The sequence below is a fragment of the Mycolicibacter terrae genome (genome assembly GCF_010727125.1).
GTDB lineage: Bacteria > Actinomycetota > Actinomycetes > Mycobacteriales > Mycobacteriaceae > Mycobacterium > Mycobacterium terrae.
The window spans coordinates 3,433,538-3,453,468 of record NZ_AP022564.1 but is presented as its reverse complement, the minus strand read 5'-3'; the positions used below and the strand labels follow the sequence as shown (position 1 = coordinate 3,453,468).

The window sequence follows — 19,931 nt, the reverse complement described above, 5'->3', positions numbered from 1 at the left end:
GACGTTAGCGCCTCGCCGGTATCGTTCAGCCAGTGGCCAGGGTTATCGAGGTCGTCGATATCGAGGACCCCCGTGATTCACGGCTGGACGATTTCCGCGATCTGAACAGCATCGACCGCCGCCCGGATCTGCCCACCGGCAAGGGGCTGGTGATCGCCGAAGGGGTGCTGGTGGTGCAGCGCATGCTGGCCTCCCGCTACACGCCGCGGGCGTTGCTGGGGACCGACCGCCGGCTGACGGAGCTGGCCCCGGATCTCGCCGGTGTGTCAGACGTGCCCTACTACCGGGTGTCGGCCGAGGTGATGGCCGAGGTGGTCGGCTTCCATCTCAACCGCGGTGTGCTGGCTGCCGCATCGCGGGTGCCCGAGCCCACGGTGGCGGACCTGGTCGCCGGCGCCCGGACCATCGCGGTGCTCGAGGGCGTCAACGATCACGAGAACCTGGGTTCGATCTTCCGCAACGGCGCCGGCCTGGGAGTCGACGCGGTGGTGTTCGGTCACGGCTGCGCCGATCCGCTCTACCGCCGTGCGGTGCGGGTGTCGATGGGACACGCCCTGCTGGTGCCGTTCGCCCGTTCGGCGGATTGGCCGGCGGATCTGGCGATGCTGCGCGAGCGGGGGTTTCGCGTGCTCGCCATGACTCCCGACCCGCGGGCCGACGCGCTGTCCACTGCCATGGCGACGGTGCGCGGCGAACCGCTGGCGGTGCTGGTCGGGGCGGAGGGGCCGGGTCTGTCGCAGCAGGCCATGCGGGCCAGTGACATGCGGGTGCGCATTCCGATGTCGCGGGGCACCGACTCCCTCAACGTCGCGACGGCGGCCGCGCTGGCGTTCTACGAGCGCACTAGGCTGCCGGAATGAGTCCGACCCAAACCACGCCGTGGGCAACGGGTTTGACCGTGGCGGCGTTCGTCGCTGCGGTGTCGGGGACCGCGATCGCGGTGCTGAGCCTGGGATTGACCCGGGTGCACCCCGCGGTGGCGGTCGCGCTCAACCTGATCGCGGTGGGCGGGCTCGCGCCAACGGTCTGGGGCTGGCGGCGCACCCCGGTGCTGCGATGGCTGGCGCTGGGCGCCGGACTCGGGGTGGCGGGGGCGTGGCTGGTGCTTTTGGTGCTGGCTGCTCAGCGTTGACCGGCCGAGCCGGTCGAGCGCACCCCGAGCAGCACGTCCTCCCAACCCGGAACCGGGGGCTTGCTGCGCCGGGACCGGGTCGCCGAGCGTTGGCGGACCGGCTCCTCTTCCACCACCGGCGGGGCGGCAGGCTCCTCGAAGTCCAGTTCGGCGATCGTGGCAACCGGCCGCAGCGGACGGTCGAAGTCCGGGTCGATCAGCTCCATCGCCGAGTCGTCGACGGCGGTGACCGTCCCGCCGTGCGCTCCCGGGGCGAATCGGAAGTGGGCGACGTTGTCGGAGCGGCCCGCCTTCCAGGCCAGCTGCACCGTCCAGCGTCCGTCCTCGTTGCGCCACGCGTCCCAGCTGCTGTGATCCGGATTGAGGCCGCGGCTCATCAACGCGCTGGTGATCACTTCGAGCAGGGTCGACACCGCGGGGCCGTCGGCCAGCACCGGGTGGGCAGCGGCCGCCAGCTCCGCGGCACGCGAGCGCTCCAGCAGCACCGGGTGCGCGAACCGCTCCACCCGGGAGACGTCCACGCCGGCCGCCGCGGCCACCTGCTCGACCGACGCCCCGGCACGGATGCGGGCCTGGATGTCCTTCGGACGCAACATGGTGCCTCCCAGATCGGCCTGGGTCTGCCCGACGCGGTTGCCCTCGCCACGCACCACTGAACGCAGCCGGTCGTCGAGGCGCAGCGCGAACATGTCGGCGCGTTCGTCGTCACCGCAGGCGCTCTCACAGATGATGTGTTTGCCGTCGACGTCGAGACCTATGACTGTCAATTCCCGCATGACTTCTCCTTGCGAAGGCCCGGTTACCTGCGGACTCTAGTGCAGCAGGCGACCTCGGCCGCCGTGACACGCTGGGGTTATAACGACTTGATCACAGGAGTTCGGCGGGTCGCGCTCAGAGCCTTTCGACGACCCAGTCCACGCATTGCGTCAGCGCGCTGACGTCGTCGGGCTCCACCGCCGGGAACATCGCGATCCGCAGCTGGTTGCGGCCCAGTTTGCGGTAGGGCTCGGTGTCGACGATGCCGTTGGCTCGCAGCACCTTGGCCACCGCGGCGGCATCCACGTCGTCGACGAAGTCGATGGTGCCTACCACCTGCGACCGCAGTGCGGGGTCGGCGACGAACGGCGTGGTGAACGGTCGGGCCTCGGCCCAGGAGTACAACCGCTGCGACGAATCCGCGGTGCGCTTGACCGCCCAGTCCAGCCCGCCGTTGTCGAGCAGCCAGTCCAGCTGCTCGGCCATCAACGCCAGGGTGGCGATCGCGGGGGTGTTGTAGGTCTGGTTCTTGGAGCTGTTGTCCACCGCGATCGGCAGGGACAGGAACTCCGGCACCCAGCGGCCCGAGGCGGCGATCGCCTCGATGCGGGCCAGCGCGGCCGGGCTCATGATCGCCAGCCACAGGCCGCCGTCGGAGGCGAAGTTCTTCTGCGGCGCGAAGTAGTAGACGTCGGTCTCGGTGATGTCGACCGGCAGACCGCCGGCGCCCGACGTCGCGTCGATCACTACCAGGGCCTCGCCGGCCCCGCCGGGCCGGCGCACCGGCACCGCCACCCCGGTCGAGGTCTCGTTGTGTGCCCAGGCGATCACGTCGACCGACGGGTCCGAGGTCGGCTCGGGGGCGCTGCCCGCATCGGCCTTGATGATGATCGGGTCACCGACGAACGGATTCTTGGCCACCGCCGAGGCGAACTTCGCGCTGAACTCGCCGTAGGTCAGGTGCAGGGAGCGCTTGTCGACCAGGCCGAATGCCGCGGCGTCCCAGAACGCGGTGGAGCCGCCGTTGCCCAGGACCACCTCATAGCCGTCGGGCACCGAGAACAACTCGCGCAACCCGGAGCGCACGCGGCCGACCAGGTCTTTGACCGGCGCCTGGCGGTGCGAAGTGCCGAACAGCGGCGCCACCGTGGTGACCAGCGCGTTCAACTGCTCCGGCCGGACCTTGGAGGGCCCACAGCCGAACCGTCCGTCGGCGGGCTTGATGTTGTCCGGGATCGTGAGCTGTTCAGCCATGGCCTCTAGCGTAGACAGCGCCCCGCAGCCTTCCGCACGCCAGGTTTATCGTGACGGAGATCACATGAGACACTCGACACCTGTCACGGCCACAAGGGGTATTCAAGGCCTAGACCGTACCCGATACCTGCGGTACCGTTGTACATAAGAAGGCCAAATGTAAACGTCAGTGGGGTGTCTCCGATGGCTCAGAAAACGGCTCAAAAACCGGCTCGAACCCGCATGGTGCGGCGGTGGCGGGCGAACATGGAAGTCTCCGACGACACCCAGTACGTCGACATGCTCAACACCCTGTCGGAAGGCTCCGTGCGTCGGCACTTCAACCCGTACGTCGACATCGACTGGGACAGCCCGGAATTCAAGGTCACCGAGAATGACCCGCGGTGGATCCTGCCGGCCACCGACCCGCTGGGCAAGCACGCCTGGTACCAGGCGCAGCCCGAAGACCGCCAGATCAAGATCGGCATGTGGCGTCAGGCCAACGTGGCCAAGGTCGGCCTGCACTTCGAGTCCATCCTGATCCGCGGCCTGCTCAACTACGCGTTCTGGGTGCCCAACGGCTCACCGGAGTACCGGTACTGCCTGCACGAGTCGGTCGAGGAGTGCAACCACACCCTGATGTTCCAGGAGATGGTGAACCACATCGGCGCCGACGTTCCCGGCATGCCGCGGTTCCTCAAGTGGCTGGCGGCGTTCATCCCGCTGGTCGCCGGGCCGCTGCCGATCCCGTTCTGGTTCGGCATCCTCGCCGGCGAAGAGCCCATCGACCACATTCAGAAGGACATCCTGCGCGAGGGCAAGACGCTGCACCCGATCATGGAGAAGGTGATGGCGATCCACGTCGCCGAAGAGGCGCGGCACATCTCCTTCGCGCACGAATACCTCAACAAACGGATCCCGCACCTGCCGCGCCGCAAGCGATTCTGGCTCTCGCTGTTCGTGCCGGTCACCATGCGGATCCTCTGCTCGGCGATCGTCGTTCCGCCGAAGGCGTTCTGGGTGGAGTTCGACATTCCCCGCTCGGTGCGCAAGGACGTGTTCTTCGGCTCGGCCGACGCCCGGCGGATGCTGTCGGACATGTTCGCCGACGTGCGGATGCTCTGCCACGACACCGGTCTGATGAACCCGGTTGCCAAGCTGGTGTGGCGGATGTGCCGGATCAACGGGGCACCGTCGCGCTTCCGGGCCCAGCCGCAGCGCGCGCACCTGTCGCGCGTCGCGTAAGTCGCCGGACCCGCCGCCTCATGCCGCACGTCATCAGCCAGGCATGCTGTAACGACGCGTCTTGTGTTTTCGCCTGCCCGGTCTACTGCATCCATCCCAGCCCGGATGAACCGGACTTCGCCACCTCGGAGATGCTCTACATCGACCCGGACGCCTGTGTCGACTGCGGCGCCTGCGTCCGGGCCTGCCCGGTCGGCGCGATCTACCCGGACACTCAGCTGCCGGCCGAGCAGCTGCCGTTCATCGAGATCAACAAGTCGTACTACCCCAAGCGCCCCGAGGGCGTGAAGCTGCCGCCGACGTCCAAGCTGGCGCCGATCCTGCCGGCCGCCGAAGTGCACAGGCGCGGCAGGCATCCGCTGACGGTGGCCATCGTCGGCTCCGGCCCGGCGGCCATGTACGCCGCCGACGAACTGCTGACCCAGCCCGGCGTGCTGGTCAACGTGTTCGAAAAGTTGCCCACCCCCTACGGGCTGGTGCGTGCCGGAGTCGCCCCGGATCACCAGCGCACCAAGCTGGTCACCCGGCTCTTCGACGAGATCTCCCGGCGGCGGGGCTTCAACTTCTTCCTCAATGTCGAGGTCGGCAAGCACCTGAGCCATGCCGACCTGCTGGAGTATCACCATGCCGTGCTGTACGCCTCCGGCGCGCTGCACGACCGCCGGCTCGAGATCGACGGCATGGACCTGGCCGGCACCGGGACCGCCACCGAGCTGGTCGGCTGGTACAACGGGCATCCCGACTTCGCCGATCAGCCGGTCGATCTCAGCCATGAGCGGGTGGTGATCGTTGGCAACGGCAACGTGGCACTCGACGTGGCCCGCATCCTCACCTCCGATCCCGACAAGCTGGCAGGCACCGACATCGCCGATCATGCCCTGGCGGTGCTGCGCGATTCCCGCGTGCAGGAAGTGGTGATCGCCGCCCGCCGCGGGCCGGTCGACTCCGCGTTCACCCTGCCCGAACTGGTCGGCCTGACCCAGACCGCCGACGTGGTGCTCGACGCCGAGGACCACGCCCGGGTCCGTAACGACCTGGCCACGGTGCGCGACGACTTCACCCGGCAGAAGCTGGAGATCCTGGCCAAGCTGGGCAGTGTCGACAGCGCCTCGGCGCAACCTACCCGGCCCCGCATCCGGTTCGCCTACCAGCTGACCCCGGCTCGGGTGATCGGCGAGAACCGTGCCGCCGCAGTCGAATTCACGGTGACCGGCACCGACGAGGTCCGCCGGCTCGACGCCGGCCTGGTGCTGACCTCGATCGGCTACCACGGCACCCCGATCGCCGACCTGCCCTTCGACGACGCCGCCGGTGTCGTTCCGAACGAGGGCGGCCGCGTCATCGACCCGGCCACCGGGCAGCCGGTTCCGGGCGCGTACGTCTCGGGGTGGATCAAGCGTGGCACCAACGGCTTCATCGGCACCAACAAGTCCGACTCGCTCAAGACGATCCAGGGCCTGGTCGCCGACTACAACGCCGGGCAGTTGAGCGAGCCGATCGGCGGGCCGCGCGCGGTGGCGCGGATGGTGCACGCTCGTCAGCCCGAGGTGATCGACGCCGCCGGCTGGAAGGCCATCGACTCCGCCGAGATCGCCCGCGGCGACGCGCAGGATCGGCCCCGGGTGAAGTTCACCCGGGTCCCGGACATGCTCGAGCAGGTGGAGGACTACTCCGACGTGCCGTTGCTGCAGAATCTGCTCGGCGCGCTGCGCCGGCGCTGACCGACCGGCGGCCCGGTTCCGGCCGGCTGTCGTATCGTGAAGCGGTGCCTCGCCGCCGATTGGAACGCGATGCCAGTCTGACTGCGCAGACGTGCGCGCTCGAGCGTGCTGCTGAATCTCTCCAACCGCCTCATCGCAGGTTGCTCGACGATCCCGACTCGGCGGTGTTCGCCGGCGGATACGCACCGCTGTTGGCCAGGCCGGTTATCGCGAGGACGTGGCTGCGTGCTCTCGACAGCTATCTGCCGGGTTTGCATGTCTACATCGTCCTTCGGGTCCGCTACGCCGATGCTGTGCTCCAGCAGGCTATTTCGACGGGTATCGATCAGATCGTGCTACTGGGAGCCGGGTTTGACACCACCAGTCTGCGCATCACCGGTGCCGGTTCCGGTCCGGCGATCTTCGAGGTCGACGCACCAACCACCCAGCAGGAAAAACAACTCCTGCTCGCGCGCGCCAACCGTTCCGTCGGACCGGAGGTCCGTTGGGTCTCATGCGATTTCGAAAGTGACCGCCTGACCGAGCGTCTCGATCAGGCCGGTTTCGACTCGGCAAGGCCGTGTGTGGTCGTCTGGATCGGGGTCTCCGTCTACCTCACCCGTCCCGCGATCGATCAGACCTTGGCGGACCTTGCCGGAATCTGTTCTGCTGGAAGTCTTCTGGTGACCGACTTCGGTGACCCCGAGACAGTCACGGGAAGGCATCGTCTCGTCGGTGCGCGCCGCACCGCCCGACTGGTGCGCCGTCGTGGTGAGCCCTGGCTCACCGCCTTGTCGTTGACCGAACTCACGCACGCTCTCGGCGACAGCGGTTTCGTCGTCCGCGACCATGCCCGAACCACCGACCTCGCTGAGCGATATGCACCGAATGGACAACCGTGGTGCTCAACCGATGACTGGCTCGGCGTGTTGACCGCCGAGCGCGTGCTCAAGACGGCCCCCGACTAGCGAGCCGGGTTTCCGGGCGTCCCCATGGCCCGGTCCGGCGGACCGGCGACGAGATCGCGCCCGCTAGGCCACAGGGTGGGCCAGCTTGTCCCAGCCGGCGACCGAGGCCGCGCTGCGCGGCCCGGGTCCGACATAGATCGCCGAGGGGCGCACCAGCTTGCCCAGCCGCTTCTGCTCCATGATGTGCGCGCACCAGCCCGCGGTGCGTCCGCAGGTGAACATCGCCGGCATCATCGCCGGGGGCACCTCGGCGAAGTCCAGGATCACCGCCGCCCAGAATTCGACGTTGGTCTCGATGGCGCGGTCGGGCCGGCGCTCCCGCAGTTCGGTCAGTGCCGCCTGCTCCAGCGCCGCAGCCACCTCGTAGCGGGGCGCGGCCAGTCGCTGTGCGGTGGCGCGCAGCACCCGGGCGCGCGGGTCCTCGGCGCGGTACACCCGATGCCCGAAGCCCATCAGCTTCTCGTTGCGGTCCAGGATGCCCTTGACCACCGCGCGGGCGTCGCCGGAATCCTCGGCCTCGGCGATCATCGGGATCACCCGGGCCGGGGCGCCGCCGTGCAGCGGGCCGCTCATCGCCCCGATCGCGCCGGACAGCGCCGCACCGACATCGGCACCGGTGGAGGCGATCACCCGGGCGGTGAACGTCGAGGCGTTCATCCCGTGCTCGGCCGCCGACACCCAGTAGGCGTCGATCGCCTCGGTGTGGCGGGGGTCGGGTTCGCCGCGCCAGCGGGTCATGAACCGTTCGGTGATGGTGGCGCAGCCGTCGATCTCCGACTGCGGCACCGGCGGCTGCGAGCCGCGTGCCGACTGCGCGACGTAGGACAGCACCATCACCGCCGCGCGCGCCAACTGGTCACGGGCGGTGGCGTCGTCGGTGTCCAGCAGCGGCTTGAAGCCCCACTGCGGCGCCAGCATCGCCACCGCGGCCTGGGCGTCGACCCGCACATCACCGGTGCGCACCGACAGTTCTTGTGCCTCGGCCGGTGCCAGCGGGCGATTGAAGTCGCCGTCGACCAGCAGGGCCCACACGTCGCCGAAGCTGACGTGGGAGGCCAGGTCCTCGATGTCGACGCCGCGGTAGCGCAGTGCGCCGCCGTCCTTGTCCGGTTCGGCGATCTCGGTGGTGAAGGCCACCGTGCCCTCCAGGCCAGCTACGAAGTTCTCCGGGACTGCAGCGGTCATGTGTCCGATTCTTCCACTCGGGTCCCCGGCGGTTGCTACCGGCCGGTAAGGCCGACCGGGACGCGCCGGGGCGTAGCGTTATGCGGTGCACAGGACGGGCCCCGACAACGAGCACCTGGCGGCGATGCGAGTGGAATACCGGGAGAAGGACAACTGCGGCGACCTCGACGTGGACTGGCTCGAGGACGGCTGGGAGGTTTTGCTGCGCAACTGGATCGGCGACGCCGAACGCGCCGGGATCGCCGAGCCCAACGCCATGGTGCTGGCCACGGTCGAGGACGGCAGACCGGTCAGCCGTTCGGTGTTGTGCAAGAACCTCGACGAAAACGGCGTCACCTTCTTCACCGATGACGGTTCGGCCAAGGCCGCCCAGTTGGCCGCGACACCGTACGCCTCGGCGACGTTTCCCTGGTACCAGCTGGGCCGCCAGGTCCACATCCGCGGCCGGGTCACCAAGACCGACGCCGCGATCCCCGCCGAGTACTGGGTGCACCGGCCCCGGGCGTCGCAGCTGGGTTTCTGGGCGTCGCAGCAGTCGGCGCCGATCGCCTCGCGCGCGGCGTTGCTCGGCCAGCTCGTCGAGGTGACCGAACGATTCGCCGACGCCGAACAGGTCCCGGTCGCACCCAACTGGGCCGGGTACGTCCTCGCTGCTGAGGTGGTGGAGTTCTGGCAGGGCCGGGAAGGCCGGTTGCACAACCGGATTCGGGTGAGCGGCGGACGCATCGAGCGTCTGCAGCCCTGAGCCCGGACCCGGCTGGCGTGAGACTGTTCGCCGACACCACCCCGTTGCGCAGCCCGGACTTCCGGCGGCTGTGGGTGGCCGGGATCCCGACCGTCATCGGCGCGAACCTGACGATCTTCGCGGTGCCGGTCCAGATCTACGCGCTGACCGGCAGTTCGGCCTACGTCGGGCTGGCGGGACTGTTCGCGCTGGTGCCGCTGGTGGTCTTCGGGCTGCTGGGCGGCGCCTGGGCCGATGCGATGGACCGCCGGACACTGCTGATCATCGCCTCCTGCGGACTGGGGTTGGCATCGCTGCTGCTCTGGGTGCAGGCGGTGCTCGGCGGCGGGGTCTGGATGGTGCTGTGCCTGTTGTCGGTACAACAGGCCTTCTACGCGATCAACGCGCCCACCCGATCCGCGGCGATTCCGCGGCTGGTGGCCGGCGGTGACCTGCCCGCCGCCAATTCGCTGAACATGACCGTGATGCAGTTCGGGGCGATCGTCGGGCCGCTGCTGGCCGGGTTGCTGCTCGGCTGGGTGGACCTGTCCACCCTGTACCTGATCGATGCGCTGACCTGCATCTTCCCCATCTGGGCGACGTTCCGGCTGGTCCCGATGCCGCCCGCGGGTTCGCCCGACGGCTCCCGTTTCGGGGTGGCGGCGGTGCTGGACGGATTTCGCTTTCTGGCCGGCAACACCGTGGTGCTGATGTCGTTCGTGGTGGATGTGATCGCGATGGTGCTGGGTCTGCCCAGGGCGTTGTTTCCGCAGATCGCCGCCGCGGACTTCGGCGGGCCGGTCGAGGGCGGCACCACGATGGCGCTGCTGGCCGCGGCGATGGCGGTCGGGGCGGTGGCAGGCGGGGTGTTTTCGGGCTGGCTGCCGCGGATCACCCGTCAGGGGCTGGCGATCGTCGTCTCGATCGCGGTCTGGGGCGCGGCGATGGCCGGCTTCGGGCTGGCGGTCGCGCGCGCGGACGGCCATGCGGGTCGCGTGCTGTGGGTGGCGCTGGCGTTCCTGGCGGTCGGCGGCGCCGCCGACATGGTGTCGGCGGCGTTCCGTTCCACGATCCTGCAGCAGGTCGCCTCCGATGAGATGCGGGGCCGGCTGCAGGGGGTGTTCACCGTGATCGTCGCCGGTGGCCCACGACTCGCCGACGCCGTGCACGGCGCGGCCGGAGCGGCGGTGGGCACGGCCGCCGCGGCGGCCGGGGGCGGGGTGCTGGTCATCGTCGGAGTGCTGCTCGCTGCCCTGGTGGCGCCGGCTTTCATCGGCTACCGTCGGCCGGGACCGGCGGAGGCGCCATGAGCGTGCCGCGATACCCGGCCCCGGGCGGGCACGCCGGCCCTGAACCGACTACCTTTTCCTATACACACCCAATCGACTCGTTAGCCGAATAGCGCAAAGGGGTTCCCTGTGGCCGCAACCGACGAAACCGCCACCCTGAAGTACCCGGGTGGCGAGCTGGAGCTGCCGATCGTCCACGCCACCGAGGGGTCCGACAGCCTGGCCATCGGCTCGCTGCTCGCCAAGACCGGCTACACCACCTTCGACAACGGCTACGCCAACACCTCGCCCGTCAAGAGCGCCATCACCTACATCGACGGCGATGCCGGCATCCTGCGCTACCGCGGCTACCCGATCGAGCAGCTCGCCGAGAAGTCCACCTTCATCGAGGTCAGCTACCTGCTGATCTACGGCGAACTGCCCACCGCCGAACAGCTGGCGACGTTCACCGGCAAGATCCAGCGGCACACCATGCTGCACGAGGACCTCAAGCGGTTCTTCGACGGCTTCCCGCGCAACGCCCACCCGATGCCGGTGCTGTCCAGCGTGGTCAACGCGCTCTCCGCCTACTACCAGGACTCGCTGGACCCCTCCGACAACGAGCAGGTCGAGGTCTCGACCATCCGGCTGCTGGGCAAACTGCCCACCATCGCCGCCTATGCCTTCAAGAAGTCCGAGGGGCAGCCGTTCCTGTACCCGGACAACTCGCTGTCCCTGGTGGAGAACTTCCTGCGGATGACCTTCGGTCTGCCGGCCGAGCCCTACGAGGTCGACCCCGAGGTGGTCCGGGCACTCGACATGCTGTTCATCTTGCACGCCGACCACGAGCAGAACTGCTCGACGTCGACGGTGCGGCTGGTCGGCTCGTCGCGGGCCAACCTGTTCACCTCGATCTCCGGTGGCATCAACGCGCTGTGGGGCCCGCTGCACGGCGGCGCGAACCAGGCGGTGCTGGAGATGCTGGAGAAGATCCGCGACCAGCACGGCAACGTCGGCGACTTCGTCCGCAAGGTCAAGGACCGCGAGGACGGCGTCAAGCTGATGGGCTTCGGGCACCGGGTCTACAAGAACTACGACCCGCGGGCGCGCATCGTCAAGGAGCAGGCCGACAAGATCCTCGGCAAGCTCGGCGGCGACGACGAACTGCTCAACATCGCCAAGGACCTCGAAGAGGCCGCGCTGACCGACGACTACTTCATCGAGCGCAAGCTCTACCCCAACGTCGACTTCTACACCGGCCTGATCTACCGGGCGATCGGCTTCCCGGCCCGGATGTTCACCGTGTTGTTCGCGCTGGGCCGGCTGCCCGGGTGGATCGCACACTGGCGCGAGATGCACGACGAGGGCGACTCCAAGATCGGCCGGCCGCGCCAGCTCTACACCGGCTACACCGAACGCGACTACGTCACCATCGGCGGGCGGTAACCGCCATGACGAACCCGGCCAAGCCCCAGATCACGGTCCCGAGCGGCCCGCCCCCGACCGAACTGGTCATCGAGGACATCGTGGTCGGAGACGGCGCTCAGGCCGCCCCCGGTGCCCTTGTCAACGTCCACTACCTGGGCGTCGACTACGACACCGGTGCGGAGTTCGACAGCTCCTGGAACCGCGGGGAGTCCCTGGAGTTTCCGCTCGACGGGCTCATCGCGGGCTGGCAGGACGGCATCCCGGGGATGAAGGTGGGCGGCCGGCGCCAATTGGTGATCCCGCCCGAGCTGGCCTACGGACCGGCCGGCACCGGACACCAACTGGCCGGCAAGACCCTGGTCTTCATGATCGATCTGCTCGGCACCCGCTGAGTGCGCGCCTGGCTGGCCGCGGCCGCGCTGGTCGCGGTGCTGCTCGGCGCGACCGGCTGTGGGTTGCGCGAAGGTTCGCCCGAGGGCAGTGATCCCGGCGCCGCGGCGCCGGTGCCGGTCTCGGTCATCCGCCGCGGCAACGAGATCACCCTGACCGGAGATGTGGCGGACCCGGTGGCCAAACGGGCGCTGTTGGACGCGGTGATCACCTCGACCGACGATGTCACCGTCATCGACCGGCTCGGTCTGGCGCCGGGTGTCACAACACCGGACTTCTTGGTGTCGGCTCCGGTGTTCGAAGCTGCTGCGGTGATAAGCGATTTCGCGTTGAGCGTCGCCGGCGACACCGTGACGCTGGCAGGCACCGCGGCCAGGGCGGCAGAGGCGGCCTCCGTCGAGGAGGCGGCGAAGGACGCCTGGCCGCGAGCCGACATCGTCGACGAGTTTGTGATCAGCTCGCCGTCGCCGCGATAAGCGCACGAAATTAGAGTGAATTCCTCCATCGCCTGATCGGAAGCTCATACACTCGCCGTGTCCTGGACACCGAGAATCTTTTTCGATCTTCAAGGAGGATCCATGCCAGGCTCCGAAAACCCGACCGTGACGGCCTGGCGCAAGGTATCGCGCTTTTACCGTCGACCTCCCGGTGGCGGTTGGCTTTTGGCCCTGGCGGCAATTCCCTTGCTACTGACGCTGATCGGCGTCGGAATGGCGGATCGCTCGAAACTCGACATCACCGCAAACCGCGTCGCCGTTCCATCGCTTTCGGCGCCGAGTGTGAGCACACCGGGATTGTCGTTCGCCCCGTTGGCGGTTCTGCGTAACGGCAATGTCATCACCCTCAACGGTGACCTGCCCGACATCGCAACGCGGACATGGCTGCTCGATATGCTCACGGGCGTCTACGGCAGCGATGTCGAACTGGTCGACAACCTCAACATCAAACCGGGCGTCGCCGTGCCCGACTCCGCCGCCTTGATATCGGTGTTCCGGGCCGCGGTGACCATGCCGGACTTCAAATTCAAAATCAACGGCGACACCGTCACGCTGATCGGTACCGCCGCTTCCGGCGCGGTCAAGTCCGCCGTCGAGGCGGCCGCGAAGGCGGCTTGGCCAAACCTGGAGTTGTCCAACAATATTCTGGTCCTGCCCGACGCAGTGGAGGCGCCGAGTGCACCGGCGTCACCGAGCGCCCCGGAGGTCCCGGCATCTCGGTCTCCGAGTCCGTTGTCGCCCAGCGCTTCTCGGAATCCGGCCAACACGCCCACGCCGGCCCCGGCCGGTGACTGCGTCGACCTGCAAGCCGACATCACCGCCCTGATGAGCATTCCCGTCACGTTCGTGACCAATGGCCAGGCCCTGTCGCCGGCCACCCGGCAGCAACTGAGCCGGGTCGCGGAGAGGCTGAAGGGTTGCCGCAGAGCACATGTGGCGGTCAGCGGCTACACCGACAACACCGGCAACGACGGCATCAACGTCCCCCTCAGCACCAGCCGGGCCAAGGCGGTCGCCGACTTCCTGGTGGCGCAGGGCGTGCCCGCGAACAGCGTCACCGTCAAAGGGTTCGGATCGGCTGACCCGGTCGCCGGCAACGCGACACCGGAAGGCCGCGCCCAGAACCGTCGTGTCGCCATCACCGTGAGCTAAGGGAGAGTATCGAATGGATTTCGTTGTTCAGTGGCTGTGGTATCTGCTGGCCTTCGTGGCGGGTTCAGCGGTCGCCTGGTTACTCACCATCGTGTCGATTCGTCGCACCAGCCGACAAGACGCCATTGCGGCAATGCCCGACTCACGTGAGATGGGGGCGAACTGATGCACGGCGCCAATTGCTGGTTGATGTGCTTGTCTTTCGGGCTGGGGCTGCTGCTGACATTCGCCTTCGCCATCCGGTGGGTCACACGCGAGATTCCGGTGTCGGCCGAGGCCGAGACCACCGTGCTCCCGGCCGGCGGTGCACCCTACGGCGAAGGCTCGGCGCGGGCCGGCGCAGGCGGCAGCGGCCCGGCGGGCTGGACGATCAAAGGCAACGAGGACTCGATGCTCTACCACGGCCCGGAGAGCCCCAGCTACGGGCAGACCATCGCCGAGGTGTGGTTCATCGACGAGCAGACGGCCGAGGCGGCCGGCTTCACCCGCTGGGACGCTCGCGGCACGTAATAGGCGACTGCGCGGTCAGCGCGGCGGCGGTAGCCGCAACATCAGCCGTACCCCGCCCATCGGGCTGTCCTCCAGCGATGCCGTGCCGCCGTGCAGTCCGGCCTGCTGCGCCACCAGGGCCAGCCCGAGTCCGGAGCCCGAATGCGATGCCGTCGACCCGCGGGAGAACCGCTCGAAGACCATTCGGCGCTCCTCCTCGGGAACCCCGGCGCCGTTGTCGTCGATGGCGATCTCGACACCGGCACGGGAGGTGACCGCCGACAGCTGCACCTGGGTCGCGCCGCCGTGCTTGACCGCGTTGGCGATCGCGTTGTCCACCGCCAGCCGCAGCCCGGCCGGCAACCCGACGATGATGCAGGTCGGCGAGGGTGCCAGCGAGACATTCAAATCGGGGAAGACCCGCATCGCGTCGTGGGCGGCCCGGTCGAGCAACTCGGTGATGTCGACGGGAACCTGGTCGTCGGCCGTGGACAATTCCCCCTGGGCCAGCCGCTCCAGTGCGGACAGCGTGGCCTCGATCCGCGTCTGGGTCCGGACTACGTCGTTGAGGACTTCCTTGCGCTGGTCGTCGGGCAGATCCAGGGTGGTCAGCACCTCCAGATTGGTGCGCATCGCGGTCAGCGGGGTGCGCAGCTCGTGCGAGGACACCGCGGCGAAGTCGCGTGCCGACGCCAGCGCCTCCTTGGTGCGGTCCTGCTCGGTCCAGATCCGCTGCAGCATGCCGCGCATCGCCTCGGCGATCTCCACGGCCTCGCTGGCGCCGCGCACCTCGATCTCCGGTCGCTCGTCGCCGGCGTCGATCGACCGGGCCTGCTGGGCCAGCCGCCGCAACGGCCGCACCGCGAACGCGGCCAGCAGCCAGCCCAGCACCGCGGCGGCGCCGATCGCGAACGTGCACAGCAGCAGCACCCGGCGGTGCAGGTTGTTGGTGTCGGCGACGGTGGCGTCGTAGGTGGCGCCGACCGCCAGCGACCGCGGCCCGGGACCCGGGATGTCGACGGTCCGGACCCGGTAGAGCACCCCGTCGATCTCGGTGTCGGCGTACCCCGGCTCGAGCTGCGGCAGTACCACCGCGGAGTTCGACGTCACCTCACCTACCCGGCGCAGGGTGATCACGGCATCGGTGGCACCGGCCGATCGGGGCAGTTCGCCCAGGCCGATCAGCGGCACTGTCAGACCGGCCGCCTCGTCGAGTCTGCGGTCCAGCCAGTACTTGCGGTCGTTGGTGATCCCGACCCACACGATGGCACCGATGATGACCGTCACGATCGCGGTGCCGATCGCGGTCGCCAGCACCACCCGGGTCCGCAGCGACGGCGTGCGAGCGAAGAGGCGCCGCAGCGCGTTCATGACGTTCATGGTGGTCCTCACTGCGTGCGCAGGACGAATCCGACGCCGCGAACGGTGTGCAGCAGCCGGGGGGCACCGCCGGCTTCCAGCTTGCGCCGCAGGTAGCCGATGAACACGTCGACGACGTTGGTGTCGGCGGCGAAGTCGTAACCCCAGACCAGTTCGAGCAGCTGGGCGCGCGACAACACCGCGGTCTTGTGCTCGGCGAGCACCGCCAACAGGTCGAACTCCCGCTTGGTCAGGTCCACGTCGACGCCCTTGACCCGGGCGCGCCGGCCCGGGATGTCGACCTCCAGCGGGCCGACGGTGATGGTCTCCGACGACGAGCTGGCCGAAGACCCGCGCCGCCGCAGCATCGCGCGCACCCGGGCCACCAGTTCGGCGAGCACGAACGGCTTGACCAGGTAATCGTCGGCGCCGGCCTCCAGGCCGGCGACCCGGTCGTCGACCGAACTGCGGGCGGACAGCACACAGACCGGCACGTCGTCGCCCATCGCCCGCAGCGCCGTCACCACGCTGACGCCGTCCAGCACCGGCATGTTGATGTCGAGCACGATCGCGTCCGGGCGGGTCTCCTTGGCGCTGCGCAACGCCTCGGCGCCGTCGGCCGCCGTGGCCACCTCGAAACCGGACAGGCGCAGTCCGCGTTCCAGGGAGGCGAGCACATCGGAGTCGTCGTCGACCACCAGTACCCGAGGGGCGGCAGCGGCGTTGGCGGGGTTGTTCATGGCCGCCATTTTGCCTGAATGTCGCGGCTAAGCGCGGGATGCGCCGCGGGGCGGTGACTTCGTTCTAGGGTCGATTGGGTGAATCCGGCCTCCGCGCTGCGCAATTTGCTGCCGTACCTGCGGCCCTACCGGGCCAGGTGGATCACCATGATCACGGTCGCCGTCGTCAGCCTCGGCGCCACCGTGGCGATCCCGCTGATGACCAAGGCCGTCATCGACGGGCCGGTAGCCCACCGTGACCAGCGCGGACTGTGGCTGCTGGGGACGGCGGCCGCCGCGCTCGGGGTCGGCGAGGCGGTGCTGTGGTTGGTGCGGCGCTGGCTGGTCGCGCACGCCACCATGGGTGTCGAAGCCGATCTCCGCAAGGATCTCTACGCCCGGCTGCAGGTGTTGCCGATGACGTTTCACGGTCGCTGGCAGTCCGGGCAGCTGCTGTCGCGGATCATGAACGACCTGGCGACCATCCGGCGGTTCCTGTCGTTCGTGCTGGTGTTCCTGGTGCTCAACACGTTGCAGATCGTGGCGGTGACGACCATTCTGCTGCTGCTGTACTGGCCGCTCGGGGTGGTGGCCTGCGTGTCGATGGTGCCGGTGACGCTGGTGGTGCAGCACTTCCGGCGCCAGTACACCCGGCTGTCGCGCCGCGCGCAGGACCAGGCCGGTCAGGTGGCCACCGTTGTCGAGGAGTCGGCGCTGGGCCTGCGCACCATCAAGGCGTTCGGCCGCGAGGATTACGTCTTCGCGAACTTCGACACCCAGGCCAAGACCCTGCGCGACCTGGGCATCGACAAGGTGACGGTGTCGTCGAGGTTCTGGACGCTGCTGGAGGTGATCCCCAACCTCACGCTGATCGTGGTGCTGGCGATCGGCGCGTTCGCGGCCGGCCACCATCAGGTCACGATGGGCACCCTGGTCGCGTTCATCACCTTGATGCTGTCGCTGGTCTGGCCGGTGTCGTCGCTGGGCTTCCTGCTGTCGGCCACCCAGGAGGCGATGACCGCCGCCGACCGGATCACCGAGATCTTCGATGCGCCCCTCGAGATCACCGACGGGGACGATCCGGTGCCGCCGTCGGGGCGACTGGAGCTGCGCGACGTCGGCTTCCGCTTCGGCGATTCGGATTCGGATGGCCCGTGGGTGCTGCGCGGCGTCGACCTCACCGTCGAACCCGGCGAGACCGTCGCCCTGGTGGGCGCCACCGGATCGGGAAAGACGGTGCTGGCGATGCTGCTGTCGCGGCTCTACGACGTCTCCGAGGGGCAGATCCTCATCGGCGGACGTGACATCCGTTCGCTGACCCTGACGGCGCTGCGTTCGGCGGTGATCACCGCCTTCGACGACCCGACGCTGTTCTCCATGTCGGTGGCGGAGAATCTGCGGCTCGGCCGGCCGGACGCGAGCGATGCGGAGCTGGCCCGCGCCCTGTCGACGGCTTCGGCGGATTTCGTCTATGACCTGCCGTTCGGGCTCGACACCCGGATCGGTGAGCAGGGGATGAGTCTCTCGGGAGGGCAGCGTCAGCGGCTGTCGCTGGCCCGGGCCCTGCTGGCCACACCGACGATTCTGGTGCTCGACGACACCTTGTCGGCGCTGGACGTGCACACCGAAGCCGCCGTGACCGACGCGCTGCGCGGGGTGTTGCGTGACGGGCCGGAGCCGATCACCGCGATCGTGGTGGCCAACCGGGCCTCCACCGTGGCGCTGGCCGACCGGGTGGCGTTGCTCGAGGGTGGCGGCATCAGCGCGGTCGGTACCCACGCCGAACTGCTGGCCACGGTGCCGCGGTACCGCTACCTGCTGGCCGCCGACGACGAGCTCGACGACGGCGCCGAACACCTCGTCGACTGGGCACAGCGGTGACGGCCGATGCCGACCGGGCGGCCGCGCGCGCCCTGCTGTGGTCGCTGCTGCGCCCCTACCGCGTCGCGGTCATACTGCTGGCATTGATCGTCGTAGTGGAAAACGCTGCCCGCCTTGCTGTTCCGGTTCTGGCCCAGCGCGGTATCGACCGCGGAATCCCACCTATCGCCGCCGACGGCTCGACCCGGGTGCTGACGGTGATCGTCGTCGCGCTGGGGGCCGTCGTGCTCACCCAGGCCGGCAGCCGGCTGCTGTTCCTGCAGTGGTCGGGACGGATCGGCCAGCGGGTGCTGCTGGAGCTGCGCCGGCGGGTGTTCCGTCACTTCCAGCGCCTCGACGTCGGCTTTCACGATCGCTACACCTCGGGTCGGGTGGTCAGCCGGCTGACCAACGACATCGACGCGATCCAAGAGATGCTGACCAGCGGGTTCGACAGCCTGGTCAGCGCCGCGCTGACGCTGGGGGGCACGGCGGTGCTGCTGATCGTGCTGGATTGGCGGCTGGGCCTGATGTGCCTGGCCGCCTTCCCGGTGCTGTTGGCGTTGCTGCGCTGGTTCCGGGCCGAGTCGTCGAAGACCTACACCGCGGTCCGGGAGCACGCCGCGCGGGTCATCGTGCAGTTCGTCGAGACCATGACCGGGATCAAGGCGGTGCAGGCCTACCGCCGGGAAGCGCGCAACCAGCAGATCTTCGCGGGCGTCGCCGACCGCTACCGGGTCGTCAATGAGAAGGCGTTCAAACTGGTCGCCGTCTTCAGCCCCGGGGTCAAACTGGTCGGCAACCTGACCACCGGGGTGGTGCTGCTCTACGGAGGCTGGCGAGTCCTGCACGGGCACATGACGATCGGGACCTTCACCGCGTTCCTGCTCTACCTGCGGATGTTCTTCGAACCGATGCAGGAGATCACCCAATTCCTCAACACCTTCTCCTCGGCGACGGCGGCGCTGCAGAAGCTGGCCGGGGTGCTCGCCGAGACGCCCGCGGTCGCCGACCCGGACACCCCGGCCGCCCCCGGTGCGGTGCGCGGCGAGATCGCCCTGCGGGACGTGTGTTTCGGCTACTCCGCCGATGCGCCGGTGCTTGAGGGGTTGTCGCTGAGTATCCCGGCCGGCCAGACCGTGGCGCTGGTCGGCAGCACCGGTGCCGGCAAGACGACCATCGCCAAGCTGATCGCCCGCTTCTATGACCCGACGTCGGGATCGGTGACGCTCGACGGCGTCGACTTGCGTCACGTCACCCAGGCGGAGCTGCGCCGCCACGTGGTGATGGTCACCCAGGAGAATTTTCTGTTCTCCGGAACGCTGGCCGACAACATCCGCTTCGGCCGTCCCGAGGCGACCGACGCGCAGGTGGTCGCCGCCGCGAAGAGCGTGGGCGCCGAGGCGTTCATCGCCGGATTGCCCGACGGTTATGGCACCGACGTCGCCAAGCGCGGCGGCCGGCTCTCGGCGGGACAGCGGCAGCTGGTCGCCTTCGCCCGCGCGTTCCTCGCCGACCCGGCCGTGCTGATCCTCGACGAGGCCACATCGGCGTTGGACATCCCCGGCGAGCGGATGGTGCAGCAGGCGCTGCGCAGCGTGCTGGTGCACCGGACCGCCCTGGTGATCGCCCACCGCCTCTCGACGGTCGAGATCGCCGACCGGGTGCTGGTGATCGAAGGCGGGGCCGTCGTCGAAGACGGACCGCCTGCCGAGCTGATCCGCGCGGAGGGCCATTACGCCGCCCTGCACGAGGCCTGGCAGCGATCGCTGGCTTAAACGCAGCCGAATTCTCATGAAACGGCGTGCAAACGCCCTGTTGGCGGT

Annotated in this window: 20 protein-coding genes; 15 read left to right on the top strand and 5 right to left on the bottom strand. The window is 68.8% G+C overall.

Annotated elements, in window-relative coordinates:
- Positions 1-32: 32 nt before the first annotated feature.
- The gene (locus G6N23_RS16315) at positions 33-860 is read left to right on the top strand and encodes a TrmH family RNA methyltransferase (RefSeq protein ID WP_085258978.1); all 828 of its coding nucleotides are present in this window, start codon (positions 33-35) and stop codon (positions 858-860) included.
- The gene (locus tag G6N23_RS16310; RefSeq protein ID WP_085258979.1) at positions 857-1,132 is read left to right on the top strand and encodes a DUF2537 domain-containing protein; all 276 of its coding nucleotides are present in this window, start codon (positions 857-859) and stop codon (positions 1,130-1,132) included. Before G6N23_RS16315 ends, G6N23_RS16310 begins: the two co-directional genes overlap by 4 nt.
- On the opposite strand, the gene sepH is transcribed toward G6N23_RS16310, so the two are convergent.
- Positions 1,123-1,908: a septation protein SepH gene (gene sepH / locus G6N23_RS16305; RefSeq protein WP_085258980.1), complete on the bottom strand. Its 786-nt coding sequence runs from the start codon at positions 1,906-1,908 to the stop codon at positions 1,123-1,125. The two genes, G6N23_RS16310 and sepH, sit on opposite strands and share 10 nt — an antisense overlap.
- Before the next feature lie 115 nt (positions 1,909-2,023).
- Entirely contained in the window at positions 2,024-3,142 is a 1,119-nt protein-coding gene (gene serC / locus G6N23_RS16300) for a phosphoserine transaminase (RefSeq protein WP_085258981.1), read from the bottom strand.
- 246 nt (positions 3,143-3,388) lie between these two features.
- Between serC and G6N23_RS16295 the strand changes: the two genes are divergently transcribed.
- From G6N23_RS16295 to G6N23_RS16285, 3 genes are read left to right on the top strand one after another with little or no spacing between them, the layout of a single operon-like run.
- Positions 3,389-4,366, top strand: coding sequence for an AurF N-oxygenase family protein (locus G6N23_RS16295; protein WP_234808453.1), 978 nt, complete (start codon positions 3,389-3,391; stop codon positions 4,364-4,366).
- A 20-nt stretch (positions 4,367-4,386) separates the two neighbouring features.
- On the top strand, positions 4,387-6,087 hold the full coding sequence (locus G6N23_RS16290) for an FAD-dependent oxidoreductase (protein WP_085258983.1): 1,701 nt from the start codon (positions 4,387-4,389) through the stop codon (positions 6,085-6,087).
- A gap of 44 nt (positions 6,088-6,131) precedes the next feature.
- Positions 6,132-7,034: a class I SAM-dependent methyltransferase gene (locus tag G6N23_RS16285; RefSeq protein WP_085258984.1), complete on the top strand. Its 903-nt coding sequence runs from the start codon at positions 6,132-6,134 to the stop codon at positions 7,032-7,034.
- A 63-nt stretch (positions 7,035-7,097) separates the two neighbouring features.
- Here G6N23_RS16285 and G6N23_RS16280 read toward each other — a convergent pair whose 3' ends face one another.
- Positions 7,098-8,219 (bottom strand): citrate synthase 2, encoded by a 1,122-nt coding sequence (locus tag G6N23_RS16280; RefSeq protein WP_085258985.1) that lies wholly within the window; start codon positions 8,217-8,219, stop codon positions 7,098-7,100.
- Between the two features lie 85 nt (positions 8,220-8,304).
- Between G6N23_RS16280 and pdxH the strand changes: the two genes are divergently transcribed.
- From pdxH to arfC, 8 genes are all read left to right on the top strand, one after another.
- Positions 8,305-8,964 carry a pyridoxamine 5'-phosphate oxidase gene (gene pdxH / locus G6N23_RS16275; protein ID WP_264069866.1) on the top strand — a complete coding sequence of 220 codons (660 nt, stop codon included), beginning with the start codon at positions 8,305-8,307 and terminating at the stop codon, positions 8,962-8,964.
- Between the two features lie 17 nt (positions 8,965-8,981).
- On the top strand, positions 8,982-10,253 hold the full coding sequence (locus tag G6N23_RS16270) for an MFS transporter (RefSeq protein WP_085258986.1): 1,272 nt from the start codon (positions 8,982-8,984) through the stop codon (positions 10,251-10,253).
- 108 nt (positions 10,254-10,361) lie between these two features.
- Positions 10,362-11,657 carry a citrate synthase gene (locus G6N23_RS16265; protein WP_085258987.1) on the top strand — a complete coding sequence of 432 codons (1,296 nt, stop codon included), beginning with the start codon at positions 10,362-10,364 and terminating at the stop codon, positions 11,655-11,657.
- A 5-nt stretch (positions 11,658-11,662) separates the two neighbouring features.
- A complete protein-coding gene (locus G6N23_RS16260) occupies positions 11,663-12,031 on the top strand; it encodes an FKBP-type peptidyl-prolyl cis-trans isomerase (protein WP_085258988.1) in 369 nt (122 codons plus the stop codon).
- On the top strand, positions 12,032-12,505 hold the full coding sequence (arfA, locus tag G6N23_RS16255; protein WP_085258989.1) for a channel-forming protein ArfA/OmpATb: 474 nt from the start codon (positions 12,032-12,034) through the stop codon (positions 12,503-12,505).
- A gap of 102 nt (positions 12,506-12,607) precedes the next feature.
- The gene (gene arfA, locus G6N23_RS16250) at positions 12,608-13,678 is read left to right on the top strand and encodes a channel-forming protein ArfA/OmpATb (RefSeq protein WP_235653469.1); all 1,071 of its coding nucleotides are present in this window, start codon (positions 12,608-12,610) and stop codon (positions 13,676-13,678) included.
- A gap of 13 nt (positions 13,679-13,691) precedes the next feature.
- Positions 13,692-13,844 (top strand): channel accessory protein ArfB, encoded by a 153-nt coding sequence (gene arfB, locus G6N23_RS21470; RefSeq protein WP_095173734.1) that lies wholly within the window; start codon positions 13,692-13,694, stop codon positions 13,842-13,844.
- On the top strand, positions 13,844-14,188 hold the full coding sequence (arfC, locus tag G6N23_RS16245) for a channel accessory protein ArfC, sunset domain variant (RefSeq protein WP_085258990.1): 345 nt from the start codon (positions 13,844-13,846) through the stop codon (positions 14,186-14,188). Before arfB ends, arfC begins: the two co-directional genes overlap by 1 nt.
- A 15-nt stretch (positions 14,189-14,203) precedes the next feature.
- Here arfC and G6N23_RS16240 read toward each other — a convergent pair whose 3' ends face one another.
- Together G6N23_RS16240 and prrA are read right to left on the bottom strand one after the other, a co-directional pair.
- Positions 14,204-15,538, bottom strand: coding sequence for a sensor histidine kinase (locus G6N23_RS16240; RefSeq protein WP_085259025.1), 1,335 nt, complete (start codon positions 15,536-15,538; stop codon positions 14,204-14,206).
- A 17-nt stretch (positions 15,539-15,555) separates the two neighbouring features.
- On the bottom strand, positions 15,556-16,266 hold the full coding sequence (gene prrA, locus G6N23_RS16235; RefSeq protein ID WP_085258991.1) for a two-component system response regulator PrrA: 711 nt from the start codon (positions 16,264-16,266) through the stop codon (positions 15,556-15,558).
- A gap of 147 nt (positions 16,267-16,413) precedes the next feature.
- On the opposite strand from prrA, the gene G6N23_RS16230 reads away from it, so the two are divergent.
- Together G6N23_RS16230 and G6N23_RS16225 are read left to right on the top strand one after the other, a co-directional pair.
- Positions 16,414-18,126: an ABC transporter ATP-binding protein gene (locus tag G6N23_RS16230; protein ID WP_234808457.1), complete on the top strand. Its 1,713-nt coding sequence runs from the start codon at positions 16,414-16,416 to the stop codon at positions 18,124-18,126.
- Positions 18,123-19,883, top strand: a complete 1,761-nt coding sequence (locus G6N23_RS16225; protein ID WP_234808455.1) for an ABC transporter ATP-binding protein — start codon at positions 18,123-18,125, stop codon at positions 19,881-19,883. Before G6N23_RS16230 ends, G6N23_RS16225 begins: the two co-directional genes overlap by 4 nt.
- Positions 19,884-19,931 lie beyond the last annotated feature (48 nt).